Here is a 15,501-nt window from a genome sequence, read left to right as displayed (position 1 = left end):
GGGTACCCTTCGTTATCAGAATTGGCGTTTCTCCCCTTCATGTATGTGGGTTAGCCCGATTGAAGCGGCACCGTATGATAATGGCAAGTTTGCTTCGGTCAATGGTCATTTTGTGACGAATCTGTTTGCCAGCTATGCATTCGATCAAAATAAAAAAATCTCATTCAGGGTTGATAACCTTTTTGACGAGCATTACTACGGTGTTCGCTATAATAGCAGTTCAAAATACAAATCCCCACAAGACACACAAATGTTTTCTATCGCATTTACCATGAGTATTTAGGACGCTATGAGAATCGTTACTTGGCTAATTTTAGGATTGTTGCTCAGCGTAGTGCATGCCAAAGAGATTAACAGCGACCAAGTAAAGGTAGCGTACGTCTACAATTTTTTAAAGCACACGACATGGCAAAATGAGTCCAAATTCAGTGAATACAATCTGCTCGTGGTTTCGAAAAATGAGAATCTGAAAAATATGTTTTTGATGCTCTCTTCGAGAAAACTGCTCGAGGATAAAAAAATCAGAGTCTTTTTTTACAATGACGGCAAACCTCCCCAAAATCTTCAAGCAATCTATGTCGATAATGAAAGTTCGGCACTGTATGACAAACTGTTTCATGATTACGAGTCGAACAACGTATTGTTTATCAGCGATGATTATAAAGATAAACAAAAAGTGATGATCAATCTTGTTCCGAATGGGAACCTCATAACATTTGAGATCAATAAACCGAATCTGATCAACAGATCGTTATCGGTTTCTCCCGATCTCATCTTACTCGGGGGTACGGAAATCGATGTTGCAAAACTGTATAAAAGTTCACAAAATGAGCTCAAAGAGCAAAAAGAGACTATTTCCGAACTGAATAAAAAAATCAAAGAGAGAAATGCGGAACTCAGTGAAAAAATCAGTGCGATAGAGACACAGAAAAAAGGGTTGATTGAGCAGCAAGCGAAGATCGATGCCCAAAAAGAGATCATTGCCCAGCAGCTTCAATCGATCAATGATCAACAAAATACGATTGCCGCACAACGCACAGAAGCGGATGCTATCCGAAAAAATATCGATCAGCAAAAAGAAATGCTGAGTGCGGGAGAGAAAAAAATTGCAGAAAAAGAGGGTGTGTTTAAATTCCTTCTCAAATCACATCAACAAAAACAGCATGAAATCACCAGGGCCAATGACGAGTTGGCACATTTGAATCAAGAGATAGAAAAACAAAAGGAAAATCTGGTAGAAAAAGAGGGGGTTATAAGTACCCAAAAAGGGGTAATTATTATCCTTTTGGTCCTTTTTGCCATTATTGCGGTGCTGATTCGCCATGTGCTCAGACAAAACGGTCTCCTCAATACACTCTCACAAACGGATCCTTTGACAGGACTGTATAATCGAAGGGTATTGATGGAGAGAATCTCCAACGAAGTCCAAAAATACAATCGGTACGAAACCCCTTTTTCCATTCTCTTTATGGATGTGGATCACTTCAAGAAAATCAATGACAGCTACGGTCATGATAAAGGAGACAGGGTTCTCAAGCTGATAGGTTCTCTTATGAATCAGCATACGCGTGATACAGATATATGTGTCCGATGGGGGGGCGAAGAGTTTATGATTCTTGCCATCAATACCGACCTTGAAAACAGTGTAAAGTTGGCTGAGCATTTTAGATCAATGGTAGAAAATTTTGATTTTCATTTGGATACCAATGTAACCGTCAGTATCGGGATTGCCGCAATGCAAAAAGGTCAGGATAAAGAAGAACTGATAAAAGCGGCAGATAAGGCACTCTATAGTGCAAAAGCAAGCGGCAGGAACTGTATTAGTTATTAGCGCATTATTTCATACTGAAAAGAGTACTATTTGATTGCGTCCGGCTTCTTTTGCTTGGTACATAGCAGTATCGGCATGCTTGATTAGGGTATTTTGGTCTGTTAACTCGCTACCGAATAGGACAACTCCGATACTGGATGTGCAATGATGTTCTATTAAAACGGGAGAAATTTCCTCTTCATCCGGGGCTAAAAAATAGACTTCAGCCAAGCTGCTGAGAATTTTCTCGGCTACCCTATGGGCATAGTTTGTTGCTAAAGCTTTATCGTCATTCAGATCATCAAGGACGATAACAAACTCATCCCCTCCAAACCGGGCAGCAACATCGCTTTCCCGTATACATTTTTTGATACGATGAGCTACTTCGATAAGGAGTAGATCCCCTATCGCATGACCGTATGCATCATTAAGAGGTTTGAAGTTGTCCAGATCCAAAAACAGCAGTGCGCTAAAATGTTCATGGCGTTTATTTGATACGATCGATTTATTCAAATAATCGCTAAAGAGTCTTCGATTGGGCAGTTGAGTGAGCGGATCGTAAAATGCGAGCTGCTCAATCATCTCTTCGCTTTGTTTTCGTTCGGTTATATCGTTGCCGATGGCAACCAGATACTGCACCTCGTCATTTTCATCTTTGAGGACGGTATTAGACCAATCAAACAGCCGTTTTTCTCCCTCTTTTGATATCCAAAAATTTTCATTTCGGGTAGTGACATCGCTTTTAAAGGCTTTTGCGAATATGGTCTCTACTACGCTTTGTTGTTCGGGAAGCAAAAATTTTTTCCAAAAAAACGGTTTGTTGACGACTTCGTCGAAGGTATAACCTGTAAATTTTTCGGCAGCTTTGTTAAACTGGATGATCGAACCTTCACGATTAAAGACAAGGATGATATTTCCCGCTGTTTCAAGGACTTCATTGATAAAATTCCGCTCCTGTCTGAGTTGTTTTTCCAGGAGATGACGTTCCGTCTGATCGTCTATCGATTGAAGACCCATATTCAATGCTTCGGTAATGTTTTCAAACAGCTCAAGCACTTCGTTATCAAGTCTGTATGCTTTGTTGAGCATAAAACAAAACGCACCTCTTTTTTGGCTGCGGGACTTTTGATACAAAGGGAGGACTGCTATGGATCGGATTGCATTTTCGACCCAATAGGATTTGGTATTAAAGTCGTTGAAAGTCACAAGATCTTCTATCAGCACGATTTCCTGATTTCTAATCACTTCAGTCATAGGGCATTTGAATGCATCAAGCGCAATAGGTTCCGGGAAGAGCGATTTGATGTCCAGACGTTGATGTGCCCCCTGAAACGCAATCTGAACAAGATCACTATCGTCCGCATAGGAAATAAACGCGAATTCGAAAAGATCATTGTTGCTGAAAAGTTCGCTCAAGTGTTGTAGAAATACGCTTTTTTCTCGTATGTGTGCGATTTCTTTATAAATGACGGAATTCATTTGTATCAGACCCTTGATAAAACGTTCCGCTTCGAGGGTTTTATTTAAGAGTTCTTCATCATACATATACGTGTTAAGGGTTTTGAATTCAAGCTGAAATACTGGAATAGCATCGCCAAAACGCTCTATGTGAACGGCGTGCAAAACGGTTTCGAGTTGAGTTTGATTTTTGTGAAGAAGATGGATCTTCTGTTTAGGATGTTCTTGGGGTGAATCCATATTCTCCAGCAAGCGGTGATATTCAGTACGCTCTTGAGGTGCAATCAAGTTTTCGAAAGAGAGATTGAGTATTTCATCGAGTCTATATCCGGTTAAGACCGACCAGTTTTCGGTTGCGTTGACAATAGTACCGTGACGATCAATATAGATGGAGTAGGGATGATTGGTGTTGTCGGGGAAAAACTCACGGATGATATCGGAAAGGTTTTTAAAGTTAATCGGTTTTAGGATATAACGATTGACACCGCTGTTGATGGCATCATGCAGATAGGTTGTTTCATTATAGGCTGTTGTGATAAAAATTGGGGTTCTGGAATCGTTTTTGCGAATCTCTTTGATCATATCCAGACCGTTCATAATCGGCATTTGTATGTCGGTGATAATCAGATCGGGAGTATGGAGCCGGTAGAGATCCAACCCCTCTTGGCCGTTGGATGCCAGATAGAGCGTGCTAACGAGCGGTTCAAGAAAAAAAGCGACCTCTTCTTGGGTGTTTTTGTCGTCTTCAATATAAAGAATACTCAAGGATGCAGGGAAATTAGAGAGCGGCACCAGTGTCTCCTTGGTTCGATTTCGGGAAGTGGAGAGTAAAGACTGCACCGTCAGCATCATTGGATGCGACGAGTTTTCCGTTCATACTGGATTCCACGATTACTTTGGACATATAGAGCCCTATCCCTGTCCCTTTCCCCTCTTTTTTTGTTGTAAAGTAGGGATCGAAAATTTTATCTATAATAGATTTAGAAATCCCTCCTCCATTGTCGCTGATACGTATAATAATTTCATCGGAGGATTCATATCCTTGGACCCGGATTACTTTTTCATTGACAGAGCGTTCATTCAAGGCATCTTTGGCATTATTAATGATGTTGATGATGACTTGCGAAAACTCATTTGGGAATCCATACAGCGTGAGATCCGCTCCAACCTCTTTTTCTAACACGATACGGTTGTTTTCAAGCGTACCTTGCAGTATTTCGAGTGTCGTATCGAGTTGAGCCGCGATATTGAACACTTCTTTGCTGCGATTCGGTTGGAAAAAATTCCTAAAATCATCGATGGTTGTGGACATGGTGTTGATTAAGAGATTGCCTTTGGTATTGACGCGCTCCATGAGTTCGTCATCGAGACGTTTGGATTCATACGCAAAAATGATGTTTTGCAGAAGCAGCGAGAGGGCATTGAGCGGTTGTCGCCATTGGTGAGCGATATTTCCGATCATCTCCCCCATCGCCACGAAACGGGCTTGCTGGATTAAAAGCTGTTCCTGTTCATGCCGACGGGCAATTTCCGTTTTGACCCTCTCGTCCAAAGTATGATTTGCCTCCTCGAGCTCTTTTGTCCGTTCCTCGACCTTTTGTTCCAAAATTTGGTTGCTTATATACAGTTCTGCTTTTAGCTTTCGCTGTTCCTGCTCGGCTTGATAGGTCCGTTTGAGTTGAGCTTCCAAGATATTTTTTTGGTTAAAAAACTGATTGACCAAATGGGCAATTTGTCCGAATTCATTTTGTTTTTGCATGAGTTGCTGAATAGGATAGCTGTTTGCGCTTCGCATTGCATTGGAGATTTGCTGCAACGGTATGACAATACGAAGATAGACAAACCAACCGACCAAACCCATCCCTAAAATACCGACGATTATAGTGGAAAGTATATTGATTTGTGACATTTTATGCAGAGCATCACTGGCGGTTGTCGCTAAATTGACAGTCAGTGCCGCTACCGCTTTTCCATCCTCCCCTTTGAGCGGGTAAACGATATCAAAGCTGTTCTGAGCAATTTGATCCATTGTTTTGAGTGTCACAGTTTGCTTGGTGATTTTTTGAAAATCTTTCACAAAACCCGGGGTCCATGCTTTTCCGATTACCAGATATCCGAAGGGCTTGCCGGTGCGATTCATGTCGTCGCTGTGCTGAATCGGGGCAATGAAAATTTGTATCGGTGTATTGTGAGAGATAATAAAATAGTTTTTTATGAGCGGTTGTTCAAAATTAAAGGTTTTAGGATCGATTAACCGGGCAATAGAATCATATTTCGTATGATCGTATGTATCATAGATTAATGCACCTTTGTTGTTGTAAACATAGACATAATCGCTTTCAAAGGTTTTTAACCCTTCATCGAGATTGATATGAGCCCATTCCAAATCAAGGCTTGTCGTGAAATCAACCATTTCATCCCAATAACTGTAGTCGTAGTCAAAAATTTTCGGTTTGGATATCTTTAAGTCGATTATTTCATGAAAGGTTTGTGAAAACTCATGTATCCGGATTTTCTGGATTTCATCAATACTCTCTTTCTGATTCGATGCATTTTGAAACAGTCGGGCGGTCAAAATGGCAAATACGATTAGAAAGAGGAGGAAAAATTGAGTTTGAAGCTTCATTTAGTTCCCTGCTCATTGGATTGAGGAAGGCAGACCATGAAAGTAGCTCCATTTTGGTCATTGCGGACACTTAATTTTCCATGCATATTTGTTTCAACGATTACTTTGGACATATAAAGCCCGATACCGGTCCCTTTTCCCTCATCTTTGGTCGTAAAGTAGGGATCAAAAATTTTGTCGATCACTTTTTCGCTTATGCCTCCGGCATTGTCAGAAATTTCCACACACATATGATTGCCTTGCTGATATCCGTGAATACGGATCAATCGGCGATCTTTTTGCATTTCGACCAATGCTTCTTTGGCATTGTTGAGAATGTTGAGAAGAACCTGCGAAAATTCGTTCGCAAAACCGGTCACTTTTAGGTTCGGTTCCAAATCGAGTTCGGTCTCGATCCGGTTGTCATTAAAGGAGGCGCTCATCATCAATAATACTGTATTCAGCTGTGCCGATACATCAAACAGCTCTTTACTGCGGTTGGGTTTGAAGAAATTTCTGAAATCATCGATTGTGGTGGACATAGCGGTTGTCAGCATTGTCCCTTTTTCGATAACACGGTTGATAAATGCCTGATCGAGTCTCCCTGTATCATAAGCATTTTCGATATTTTGAAGCAGAAGCGAGAGCGCGTTGAGCGGTTGTCTCCACTGATGGGCAATGTTGCCTATCATTTCACCCATCGCGGCAAAGCGAGATTGCTGTATTAAAATCTGTTCTTGTTCACGACGATGAGCTATTTCAATCCGAACCCGCTCATCCAGCGTATGGTTGATCTCTTCGAGTTCACGGGTACGTTCTTCGACTTTTTGTTCCAGAATAAAATTGCTGTTTTTGAGTTCCCGCTGACTCTGTGAGAGACTTTCGGCCATAGCGCTGAAATTTCGTGTGAGCTCCCCGATTTCATCTTGCCGCGTGGAGTCAAGCGTGATTTGCATATCCCCCTGCGCCATTTTTTTGCTTGCATGGCTTAGTGCAATGATCGGCTGGACGATGTAGCGGGAGAGAAAAAAAATCGCGATACTCAGAATGATGAAAACAATGAAGAAAATCATCATGATTTCACTGTAGATGGCATTATAGGCGTCGTCGAGACTTTCCAGTGAAAAACCAAGATGAATCCATCCCCATGAAATACCGTCAAAATTGAGCGGATAGGTGTAATAATAGATTTTTTCAGGTTTTTTGGCATAAGGGTCGTTTAAAATCACCTCCTGCTCAGTTGCGCCTTCAAGTTTTTGAATAGATGCAGGGAGTTTTTGGATGAGTCGCCACTCTCCCTGCCGGGTTAGGAGAGCATCCTGACCATTTTTAGAGATAATGATAAAACGGATCGATGGACTGTGCGCGAGAACGTTGAGGTTGTGCTCGACCAAAAAACTTTGATCGTCAGTGACCATCGCATCGGCACTGACGAGTTCGATCGATTTGGCGAGTGTCTGTGCCTGTGTCTGCATGACGCTCAGAATCGTCTGCTCTTGCTCCTGCAATACGAGATAGCCGATCAGCAGCATAATCAACGACATGAGAATAATGATAATCGCATAGACCTGATAGAGGAGTTTTTGCCGAAAAAAAGAGATCATAGGCGCTCCCGCTTGTGGTCTTTCAAAAGTGTTTTACTGTGTTTATAATAGCGTAAAGAGCCATCAATCTGAGATAACTCGAATACGGCGGCTCGAATCATATTTATTTTACCTGAGTGCTTTGAGACGCGATAATATAATCGAGCTGTGCTTTAGATGCGGCAAAATCGTGGAGATTTTTCCAGTAGGCTGCTTTGGCAAAGGTCTCCATGATCTGTGCTTCGATGACATCTTTGGTTTCTACCATGTCTTCTTGGTAGGCACGGGTGTTGAGGTCGGCATTCTCTGCCGCACTCGTTTTAGCGTTAGTGAGTGCAACATTTTGGCGTTCGCTTTGCCCCAGTTTGATAAAGGCGTATTTGACCTGCAGTGCCAAGCCTTCTTGGAGAAGGACCTCTTTGTGCTGGAAGTTGAGCTTGTTCAGTTTGGCTTCCTGTACGGCGTAATCGGTACGGAACCCCTCAAACAGATTCCATTGCAGACCCACTCCGATCGTCCATGAGTTTTTGTTGGTGTCGTTTACCAGTCCCGCGTCGTAGCTGTTGGCCAAGTGTTGGGCATTTGCAGTAAGCGCGATACTCGGGAGGTAGGCACTCGAGGCTTCGTCCACTTTGGCCGATTGCACATCGATGGCGAGTTTGAGCTGGGCGTAGGTCGGATTAAACTTATACGCATCATCGACAAGGGTTTTGAGGTCGCCGTTGAGCTGAGGGGTAGGAAACTCGTTCTGAGTCAGTTCGACCGTAGTGTTCCATGGCAAACCGGTGGCGTTGATCAGAGCCGATTTGGCGAGTTCGGCATTGGATTTCATCTCCTCATCCATAGAAGCGATCATGTTGACGGTAGTGAGGGTACGGAGGTAATCGGTTTTTTTGACTTTGAGCGATCCGCCTTGATAAAAAGTTTCTGTAAGGTCTTTGACCATATTCATCCGTTCGAGGGTGTCGTGGGTTTCGGCACTTAGCTGTTTAGCTAGCATCGCTCCATAATAGTAGCGTTTGACGTCATAGATCACTTCAGCTTCAGATCGGCGGGCTTCTTCAGACTGGATGCTTTTGTTGAGTGTTGCTTGTTTGATAATCGCATCGATTTTTCCGCCAGTATAGAGAGGATAAATGAGATCAAGACGGCCAACCGCTGTATCACGTCCCATGAGTTTGACATCCATATCGATAGGTATCGATTGTGCAGGAATTAAATTATTTGCAATAGCATAATTTGTTTGAGCAATTACAGCCGGATCCCCTGATGCGGCTGCTGTTAACGATGCAAAAGTATTACTTAGGTCTTGCGGCAATGCAAAACTTCCCTTCATGACAAACGACGGATCTTGATCCATGCGAGAAACATTTACAGATGCTGTAAGCTGAGGATACCGTGCGCTGAGAGCCTGATGGTACTGGGCATCGGCGATCTGCAGCGCCGTGTGAGAAATTTTGAGATTACGGTTGTTTTCCAGTGCGATACGGATTGCGTCATCGAGGCTCAGATTCTGAGCCATCAGACCGGTACTCAATAATGCAAGAGAGAAGAGGGCTTTTCTCATCGTTTTTTTCCTAGTGTTGGGTTGGGTTTGTGTTGAATGAGCTCGTTGTATTGGTGCATAAGAGCAGATACGCTGTCGAGTTCACTGACAGAGGATTCATCCATTTTGTCTGCATGAAACATTTGCATCAGCTGTTTTCCCCGTGGAGTCATATTGATCTTTTTGGCCATTAAGATGACCTTCGCATGCAACGGCGACGACATATCTTTCCGGATATAGCATACGGTTCCGAGCGTGAGGGGGACGCTTTTTAGAATTTTCAATTCCCGATTGAGACTGGGGTTGAGTTCAGCGGCGACGAGAAAAGATCCCCGATCGACCAGTGCGATGTCCGCTTGTTTGAAATAGAGTTTTAGAATGCTTTGCTGATTGTTCTTCATCATGAGGTAATTGGGGGACTCCGCCGCTTTGTTTTGGAGCATCAGGGTACGAAAATACAGATCGGCCACCTTGTCTCCGTCGGTCGCGATGACCCCTTTGATGATCTCATTCAGAGGCCGCACATTATCGGAACGTGTAAGCACCAAAAGAGTTTGGTTATCGGTTTTGTTGTATTTATAGCCTGTTATTCCGCTGTTGAGCGAAGAGATGGGGAGGTATTTGATAACGTTAATGGCGTTGGAAGCGATCATATTGACCTTGCCGCTCTTGAAATCGTCCGTCAAACGGACAGGATCGTCATAGGAGGTTACGACGGTTTCAATATTTTCTTTTTTCAGAAATTCGTTCAGGAGTAATGTCATTCCCAGCGTATAGTCTTTTTTTGAGATGCCGGTGGTGATTGCCACTTCATCAAGCCCTACTAAAACCTGTTCGGCATGCAGCGAAAAGGAAAAAATGATCAAAGCAATCATCATAAAAAGCGGTTTCATCGGATATTCCGGTGCAGAGATTTGGCATTGCGCAGGGTTTCGTATTCTTTTTTGAGAGCATAGATGCTCATGAGTTCTTTGGGATCACATTCACCCATATAGTTGCCGTGAAAGAGTGCGAGGAGCTGTTTCCCCCGCGGAGTGGTGTTCATCCGTTTGCCCAGGGCAAAGATTTTTTGCTGCAGCTCTTTGGACATCCCTTTGCGCATATAGCTCACCGAGCCGAGAGTGAGGGGGATTGTTTGGAGGATTTTGGTTTTGGTTTTGATTTGAGGATTGAGCTCAACGGCGGTGAGAAACGAACCGCGATCGATAAGGGTGATATCGGCTTTATGGAAAAAGAGTTTCAGTATGCTCTGCTGGGGATTTTTAGTGGCAATGAGATTAGGATTTTGCGTAATGCCGTTTTGGAGCATGAGCGTTTTGAGAAAGAGCTCTGCGCTCGTATCTCCGTCCATAGCGATATTTCCGTGCAGCTGCTCGGAGAGCGGACGGGTGTCATCCGCATTGACGAGGACGAGGAGGGTCATGGAATCGGTTTGATTGTATTTATACCCCATTATGCCATTGTCGAGATATTTGTAAGGGACATTTTCAACGATTGTCAGCGGATCACAGACGATCATATTGAGTTTTCCGCTCTCAAAATCATGGGACAATTTAACTGGGTCATCGTAAGAGACGGTTTCGGCATCGATCCCTTCGTTCTGAACGATCTCTTTAAGAAAAACGTTCATCCCCATAACGTAATCTTTTTTCGACACGCGCGCACTGAGTACCGGATCATAGAGTCCCGCGGTGATTTTTTCTGCGTAAAGAGAACTCACTAAAATCACTGCCAATAAGGATATCACCCATTTTTGCATTATTAATCCTGAATACGGGTGTTGATCAGAATGATCTCATCGAGATTATCGAGAAGAATATCAACCAGAACGGGATCGAAATGACATCCTCGCTGCTCTTTGAAGTATTCGACAATCTGCTCTAATGCCCACGCCTCTTTATACGAGCGTTTGCTTCCCAGAGAGTCAAAAACATCGGCTATCGCAACAATCCGCCCCGCAATATGAATATCTTCTCCGACAAGACCGGAAGGGTATCCGCTGCCGTCATATTTTTCATGGTGTTGAAGTGCTATGAGTGCCGCATGTTTCATCAGCGGACGTTCTGAGTGAGAGAGCATTTGATACCCTTTGTATGCGTGCGTTTTCATGATTTCCATCTCTTCTGCACTCAGTTTCCCCGGTTTATGCAAAATAGAATCGGGTATGGCGATTTTACCGATGTCATGCATCGGCGCTACCATCTCTATCAAACGAGCTTCTTCGTCGCTTAGCCCATATTTGTCCGCTAAAAAACGGCTGTATGCCGCAACACGTTTGACGTGGCTTCCGGTCTCTGCGGATTTGTTTTCGGCAGCTTCACCTAACACTGTTAGTACTTCATGCTGTGTTGTAATAATTTCTTTGTTGAGCTCGAGCAAATCAGTGATGTTATGGTGCATACTGAGTATCTCAACGATAGCGCCGTTCGTATCACTGATGGGTACGAAAATTGAATCAAATGTCTTGAAACTTCCTTCTCTGGTGCGGAATTGAAACTCATGTTTATATACATTCTCTTTTTTCAGCGTTTCATGAATAGAACGGATATCAAATCCTTCGCATTGGCAGATGGCACACTCTTCTATCTTTAAAATCGAATCTTTCGTGTATCCGAGCAACTGACAGAAGGTTTCGTTCGCATCCAGGATTTTCCCTTCGAGAGACATGTGGCATACGGCTGTTCCGACTTGGAGTGCCTCTTGATACTGTTCGAGAAAGTGAAGTGTTTCGTCCAAACTCTTACGATTTCGATGGAGTTCAATCTCCAAAAAATCCCGATAATGGAAGAGTTCGGTCACATCATCGCCGATAGCGATGTACTCAATTATAGTGTTATCGGCATCATAAAGGGGAAAAATCGTTTGATCCAGGATAAAATGGTCCCCGTTTTTTGCCCGGTTTTCGATAACCCCGTGCCACTGTTCTCCTTTACTGATCATTTCCCAAAGGGCATGAAACTTTTCATTCTTTTCTCGGAGTGAACGAAACAATGCATGGGAATTTCCAATGATCTCATCGTAGGTATACCCGCTCAGAGTACAAAACTTTTCATTCACATAGGTGATGATCCCAAGCGCATCCGTTTTGCTCACCGCCATTGTCTCATCGATTGCGTTTTTGTACTGACTTAGGAGTTTTTCCTGCCACAAGGCCTTTTTTTTCAGAATAATCTGTTCAGCGATTTCATCGATTTTGGAAAGTAAGTTTTTGAGGTTGACCGGTTTGGTGACGTAATGGGTTATCCCTAATTCAATCGCTTTAAACAGATAGGAAGTGTCATTGAAAGCGGTCATGATGATAACAGGGATTTTCGGATGGGTCTGTTTGATCGCGCTGATCATGCTGAGACCGTCCATAACAGGCATTTGGATATCGGTTATAATCAAGTCCGGCAGATGAGAATAAAAAAGCTCTTTTCCGATTTCACCGTTTTCGGCAGTATAGATAGTATCCACGAAAGTAGTAAGAGAAAAAAGAATCTCTTCCCGCGTCATAGGATCATCTTCAACATACAAAACTTTTAGTGATTTTAAATCAATCAGCATTCTCTCTCCACGTAATAAATAAACGTTTTAATTGCTTATATTTCAAGCATATTCTTTTTTATATTAATATACTATTATAATCACTCAGAAGAGAGGGTACAATTGTACTTCGGTACAGATTTATAGGGATAAAAATCTCTTATAAAAGGAGTGTCATGAAATATAGATTATTTATAATGTTTTTTGTTCCTTTTGCGGCAAGTGCACAGATGAATATTACAACGGTTGAGCGGGTCGAAACGTCTCTGAAACCGGATGTGCTGCAGGGTCAGATGAGCTTTGAAGAGCAGGGTAAAAATCAAAATACGATCAAAGAGCACCTCAATGCCATCGTTGCTGAGGTAAAACGGTTTGACCCGAATGCAAAGATGTGCCAGGGAGGCGGATATTACCTCTCTCCGCAGTACAGTTACAAAGATCAAAAGCGTGAATTTATCGGTTACAGCGCCAATCTTAATTTCGGATGCGAGTTCAAGAGCATCGACACCTATAATGAGTTGAGCGCTGCGATCGATAAAGTTACGGCTCCCGGTGTCCGAAAAAATCAGGGGGCTTTGAATTGGGGAGTCAGCAGTGCTCGGGAGGTTGAGGTTCAAGGCAATCTGCGATTGGAACTTTTACGCAAAGGACGAAATCAGGCCGAAGCATTTTCAAAAGAGACGGGGATGGAATGTCTCGTGAGCAGTGTCAATTTCGGCGGTGCATCGCGTCCGATCCCGATGAGGGCAAAAGGGATGGTGATGATGGCATCTGCTCCTACCGAAAGCCCTATCCAAAGTGACGAGACAACACAAATAGAAGCTACCGTCGATTATACCTGCTCGAAGCGTGTTCCGTGATCGAGGGTATAACGGTAGAGTTTTAATGCATGGATGAGGTTGTAGCCCAAAAGTGAAAACAGGGCAAAGGAAACGATTCCGCTCAGGATGAGCAGTGGCGGATATAAGACCGATGCTAAAGATATAGCGGATACGAGAGCAAACAAAACGAATAGTGATTGGGATCGTTTGGCAGGGATAATATTCGACATGATCGGTGCATCCATATATCCTGCCGAATTAAGATGAAACCAGACTAAAAACGGGACTATTTTCCCGATCATCCCCAAAATAATCGATACGGCAAACAACGCATAGGCAATCAGGGCAATCTGTATGAATTGTTCCGTATTACTTACGAGAGAAATTGTGTAGCTGATCAAAGCAATCAAGAGCAATCCCATCCCTGTACCCCAAAACCAGATACTAACATCGCTAACACGCCGTTTGCGTTCCCGTAGCCGTTGAACCGTGGTTGTCAAAAATCCCATCAGAACTCCCGCCATCAGAACATCAAACCCCCAAACGTAAGGAAGGTCAAAAAAAAGCCAGAACGTTTTGAGTACCAATGCGGCAGGAAGAATCCTGAAAACGTTTCGTTTGCACCAGTCGCTATACGCAGTCGTGACGTAAAACATCTCCACTACTTGAAACGCAACTGCGATGATCAATGCGCCGATCCAACCGATCAGAGCAAACGAATAATGGGTTTCACGAATGATCGAATGAAAAATAGAGGGACTCATTTGTGCGTAGGTATCTGCCATATCAATGCCCATTAATGCTGCGATAAAAAGGGAGACTAAAGCGACCAGCATCCCACGAAGCGTACTGTGCCTTCCCCCTTTGAGCAATAACGGTGCGATTAAAAAAACGGTATAGACTAAAGCACTTCCGAGTAAAACTGCTGCAATAACATACAGCGGTGACAACTGAGTGATAAATGCTCCTGCCAAAGAAAAAATGCCGATATTCAAAAAGATGTGGATTATAAAAGCATTTCCGGCAGGCGCAGGGATAGGCCGACCGCCGAGGACACTTTGCATCTGAAAAAGCGCACCGATCATGCTCATCGTAATGATTCCTAAAAACAGCAGATGTATCGCAGCGAGTGAGAGGGGATGATTCGGTGTGAGAATCTCCGTCGGAGAGACAATCATCAGCAGTGATAAGAAAACTCCGAAAATCGGTACGCTCATAAAAAAGCGCATAACAATTGAAATCGGAGGCGCCTGATCCAGTGACAATCCCTCAAACACGATACCCCTCCAAATCCCCGTCCCGGGTTATGTATATGTGCCAAATATACTCCGCATCTTCATACGAGAGATATGTCCCACCGTTTTTAGTGATGATCTCGAACAGTGGGGTCGGTTCACGTCGATGAATCATATGTATCACCTCACTATTTCTGAGATTTTTAAACGCATCGACCGCCATCTCCAACGGAATAGGATGGTCAAGCTCCCGGGTATCGAGAAGAATCATAGCGGCATATCCTTCAATGTCTGAATCATGAGTTCCGCGTCGCCGCCAAAAGTCCGATCGATCATTGGATAGAGCATTTGTTCCTCTTTCATGTTGTGTTGTTGCAACATAATCATCATCGATTCCCCGATACCGAAAAAATCAGTAGGCCGGTTTTCCTCCAATGCCAACCGCAGCGATTCCAAAAGGCTTCGAAGCTGTTGGTGCTCATAGCGCATCATCTGTGTCGGTCCGCCTATCATCCCCGTCCGTTTTTCAAAGGTGATAAAGAGCTCTTTCTCCTCCATGTCAAAATGGTGGTTCGTAGCACTGGAAAATGCTTCGAATAACTCTTTTGCACTTTCAGTTTTTTTAGCTGCTAATGCATTTTCTGCTTCGGTATACAGATGGTCGCAGGCACGGTGATCGTCACGCATAAATTCTAAAATCATAACAGATTCCTTGATAAGAGTATAACCGAAAGTATAAGAGGATCGATAGGGATAAATCTTGACGGATATCAAGATTTATCTCCCACACTAAAACATTTTCCAAAAAATAACAAAAAACATTGTAAATTAATCTTTAATTCGGTATAGTCATGAACTTTAAATAACAACTATAAATATCAAAGGTTTTTTATGGAGATTGCCTCATCTCTCCTCAGC

General features: G+C 43.2%; 13 protein-coding genes. 3 read left to right on the top strand and 10 right to left on the bottom strand.

The genetic code is table 11. The features are described from left to right. Together PHP90_RS11230 and PHP90_RS11225 are read left to right on the top strand one after the other, a co-directional pair. Positions 1–283, top strand: a 283-nt coding sequence (locus tag PHP90_RS11230) for a TonB-dependent receptor (RefSeq protein ID WP_299929800.1), incomplete at its 5' end; no start/stop codon positions are given. 6 nt (positions 284–289) lie between these two features. After that, positions 290–1,831, top strand: a complete 1,542-nt coding sequence (locus PHP90_RS11225; RefSeq protein ID WP_299929796.1) for a YfiR/HmsC family protein — start codon at positions 290–292, stop codon at positions 1,829–1,831. A 9-nt stretch (positions 1,832–1,840) separates the two neighbouring features. Here PHP90_RS11225 and PHP90_RS11220 read toward each other — a convergent pair whose 3' ends face one another. From PHP90_RS11220 to PHP90_RS11190, 7 genes are all read right to left on the bottom strand, one after another. After that, entirely contained in the window at positions 1,841–4,060 is a 2,220-nt protein-coding gene (locus PHP90_RS11220) for a diguanylate cyclase (protein WP_299929792.1), read from the bottom strand. Beyond that, positions 4,047–5,894 carry an ATP-binding protein gene (locus PHP90_RS11215; RefSeq protein ID WP_299929789.1) on the bottom strand — a complete coding sequence of 616 codons (1,848 nt, stop codon included), beginning with the start codon at positions 5,892–5,894 and terminating at the stop codon, positions 4,047–4,049. Before PHP90_RS11215 ends, PHP90_RS11220 begins: the two co-directional genes overlap by 14 nt. After that, the gene (locus tag PHP90_RS11210; RefSeq protein ID WP_299929786.1) at positions 5,891–7,477 is read right to left on the bottom strand and encodes an ATP-binding protein; all 1,587 of its coding nucleotides are present in this window, start codon (positions 7,475–7,477) and stop codon (positions 5,891–5,893) included. The genes PHP90_RS11215 and PHP90_RS11210 overlap by 4 nt, the downstream gene beginning before the upstream one ends. A gap of 103 nt (positions 7,478–7,580) precedes the next feature. Then, complete coding sequence (locus tag PHP90_RS11205) at positions 7,581–9,023, bottom strand: TolC family protein (RefSeq protein ID WP_299929783.1); 1,443 nt, start codon at positions 9,021–9,023, stop codon at positions 7,581–7,583. Further along, positions 9,020–9,895: a PhnD/SsuA/transferrin family substrate-binding protein gene (locus PHP90_RS11200; protein WP_299929780.1), complete on the bottom strand. Its 876-nt coding sequence runs from the start codon at positions 9,893–9,895 to the stop codon at positions 9,020–9,022. Before PHP90_RS11200 ends, PHP90_RS11205 begins: the two co-directional genes overlap by 4 nt. Then, positions 9,892–10,761 carry a PhnD/SsuA/transferrin family substrate-binding protein gene (locus PHP90_RS11195; RefSeq protein WP_299929777.1) on the bottom strand — a complete coding sequence of 290 codons (870 nt, stop codon included), beginning with the start codon at positions 10,759–10,761 and terminating at the stop codon, positions 9,892–9,894. Before PHP90_RS11195 ends, PHP90_RS11200 begins: the two co-directional genes overlap by 4 nt. Positions 10,762–10,763: 2 nt before the next feature. Then, positions 10,764–12,548 carry an HD domain-containing phosphohydrolase gene (locus tag PHP90_RS11190; protein WP_299929773.1) on the bottom strand — a complete coding sequence of 595 codons (1,785 nt, stop codon included), beginning with the start codon at positions 12,546–12,548 and terminating at the stop codon, positions 10,764–10,766. A 155-nt stretch (positions 12,549–12,703) separates the two neighbouring features. On the opposite strand from PHP90_RS11190, the gene PHP90_RS11185 reads away from it, so the two are divergent. Beyond that, positions 12,704–13,387: an SIMPL domain-containing protein gene (locus PHP90_RS11185; RefSeq protein WP_299929770.1), complete on the top strand. Its 684-nt coding sequence runs from the start codon at positions 12,704–12,706 to the stop codon at positions 13,385–13,387. On the opposite strand, the gene PHP90_RS11180 is transcribed toward PHP90_RS11185, so the two are convergent. Genes PHP90_RS11180 through PHP90_RS11170 form a run of 3 tightly spaced genes read right to left on the bottom strand, consistent with a single transcriptional unit; the run spans position 13,360 to position 15,285 of the window. Next, the gene (locus PHP90_RS11180) at positions 13,360–14,625 is read right to left on the bottom strand and encodes a hypothetical protein (protein ID WP_299929767.1); all 1,266 of its coding nucleotides are present in this window, start codon (positions 14,623–14,625) and stop codon (positions 13,360–13,362) included. The genes PHP90_RS11185 and PHP90_RS11180 overlap by 28 nt on opposite strands. Then, entirely contained in the window at positions 14,618–14,854 is a 237-nt protein-coding gene (locus PHP90_RS11175; protein ID WP_299929764.1) for a DUF2249 domain-containing protein, read from the bottom strand. Before PHP90_RS11175 ends, PHP90_RS11180 begins: the two co-directional genes overlap by 8 nt. After that, entirely contained in the window at positions 14,851–15,285 is a 435-nt protein-coding gene (locus PHP90_RS11170) for a hemerythrin domain-containing protein (RefSeq protein ID WP_299929761.1), read from the bottom strand. Before PHP90_RS11170 ends, PHP90_RS11175 begins: the two co-directional genes overlap by 4 nt. Positions 15,286–15,501 lie beyond the last annotated feature (216 nt).

It is taken from the genome of Sulfuricurvum sp., from assembly GCF_028712165.1.
Lineage (GTDB): Bacteria > Campylobacterota > Campylobacteria > Campylobacterales > Sulfurimonadaceae > Sulfuricurvum.
Note: the sequence above shows the minus strand (reverse complement) of the source record. Positions and strands in the feature narration are given on the sequence as shown.